Genomic DNA, 1,665 nt, shown 5'->3' with positions numbered 1-1,665 from the left:
CGGGCTGCTCCGAGCGACCGACATTCGAGCAGGCGAGCTGCTCGACCTCGAAGTGGGCTGCATCGTCGACTTCGAAGCCCGGGGCAGCTGGCTCAAGGTCCCAGTCGGCAAGCTCGGCACCGAACGCATGGTCCCCCTAGATGATTAGTTCCAAGGGTTGACGGGTTCGCGCGGTTCGCGCGTGTCCACCACTTAGAGCGCGAGAGCGTCCATGATCAGGGGGTCTACACAAACCCTCGATCTTGGACCAAGCGCATGAACCCTGACCTGGACGCTCTCGCCACCAGACTGTACGTGACGATCGATGACGCCCTCAAAGCACACCCCCACTGGGTGCCCGAACGCCCCGAAATCGGGATCACACCCAAACTCTGCGACGCCGAACTTGTCACCCTCGCGGTGATCCAAGCCCTGCTCGGCTACAACTGCGAAGCGCGATTCATTCGCTACGCACGCACCCACCTACGCCCCTGGTTCCCCTACATCCCCAAACGATGCGGCTACAACAAACGCCTACGCCGATCCGGTGAGCTGCTCACCCACGTCAACGGGTTCTTGGCCCGCCAATGCCCCAGCTACAGCGACAACTTGTGGCTCGTGGATTCCACACCCGTCGAGTGCGGCCGATCCCGCGAAACGGCCAAACGTTCCGATCTGGCCGGCTGGGCCCAATACGGCTACTGCGCCAGCCATTCGCGCTATTTCTGGGGTCTGCGTCTCCACATGATCGCCACACCCTCAGGACTACCCATCGCCTTCGCGCTCACCGGCGCCAAAGCCGACGAACGCGAAACCTGTCTCGAGATGCTGCACCACGCCGACCTCGATACCGCCGGGCGGGTCCTGATCGCAGACAAGGGTTACCGCTCCGCTGAGTTCGAAACTGACATCAACACTGGTGGGATGACTCTCATCCGCCCAGCCACCCGTAGTGAGAAACCGCGTCCAGGTCAACAAGCCCTACACGCGTGGCGCCAGACCATCGAGTCGATCTTCGACACCCTCAAAGACCAACTCGGCCTCGAACGCCACGGCGCACGCACCCGACCCGGTGTCGCCGTCCGAGTCCAACAACGCATCCTCGCACTCACCGCAGCCATCTGGCACAACGAAACCACCCAACGTCACGGACCCGCCCGATCACTCATCGCCTACGACCACTAACCCTTGGAACTAATCATCTAGGCCGCGACGCGATCCGCAGACTGGTCACCCGTCACACTGCGACGGCTTCGGATACCTGTCCGACACTTCGCGACAAAAACGTGACTCCCCACGTTCTGCGTCACACATGCGCAATGCAGCTCCTCCGAGCTGGGATCGATACTGCTGTGATCGCCCTCATCTTGGGCCACGCCAATGTCACGACTACCCAGGTGTACCTGCAAGCCGATCAGAACATCAAACAAGACGCCATGGCTCGAATCACACCGCCCGATGTCGAACCTGGCCGCTACCGGCCCTCCGATGACCTTCTCGCTTTCCTCGAAGGCCTCTGATTATGCGAACTCGACAACCCCGAACTCCGCCACCGTCACGGGCTAGCAAAGCCCGCGCCACATAACCAACGGCTCCACATAATGGGCCAGGTAGGTGGCGTGGTCGTCTCGTGGGGTCGGTGCGATGCCGAGGTGTGCGCATGCGATGGCGGAGCCGAGCTCGGCG

The 1,665-nt window shown here is 62.0% G+C and carries 4 protein-coding genes; 3 read left to right on the top strand and 1 reads right to left on the bottom strand.

The window, feature by feature from the left end:
* The 3 genes from GY725_22015 to GY725_22005 all read left to right on the top strand — a co-directional run.
* The coding region (locus GY725_22015; protein MCP4006866.1) for a phage integrase family protein at nucleotides 1-148 on the top strand (148 nt) is incomplete at its 5' end.
* Between the two features lie 107 nt (nucleotides 149-255).
* Nucleotides 256-1,164: an IS982 family transposase gene (locus GY725_22010; protein ID MCP4006865.1), complete on the top strand. Its 909-nt coding sequence runs from the start codon at nucleotides 256-258 to the stop codon at nucleotides 1,162-1,164.
* Complete coding sequence (locus GY725_22005; GenBank protein ID MCP4006864.1) at nucleotides 1,101-1,499, top strand: tyrosine-type recombinase/integrase; 399 nt, start codon at nucleotides 1,101-1,103, stop codon at nucleotides 1,497-1,499. The genes GY725_22010 and GY725_22005 overlap by 64 nt, the downstream gene beginning before the upstream one ends.
* 42 nt (nucleotides 1,500-1,541) lie before the next feature.
* On the opposite strand, the gene GY725_22000 is transcribed toward GY725_22005, so the two are convergent.
* Nucleotides 1,542-1,665 (bottom strand): hypothetical protein (locus GY725_22000; GenBank protein MCP4006863.1); only part of this gene is annotated, 124 nt, incomplete at its 5' end.

It is taken from the genome of bacterium (assembly GCA_024226335.1).
Classification (GTDB): domain Bacteria; phylum Myxococcota_A; class UBA9160; order SZUA-336; family SZUA-336; genus JAAELY01.
Note: the sequence above shows the minus strand (reverse complement) of the source record. Positions and strands in the feature narration are given on the sequence as shown.

Coding starts and splice junctions, on each gene's coding strand:
- GY725_22010 (MCP4006865.1), top strand. CDS start 256: ATGAACCCTGACCTGGACGCTCTCGCCACCAGACTGTACGTGACGATC.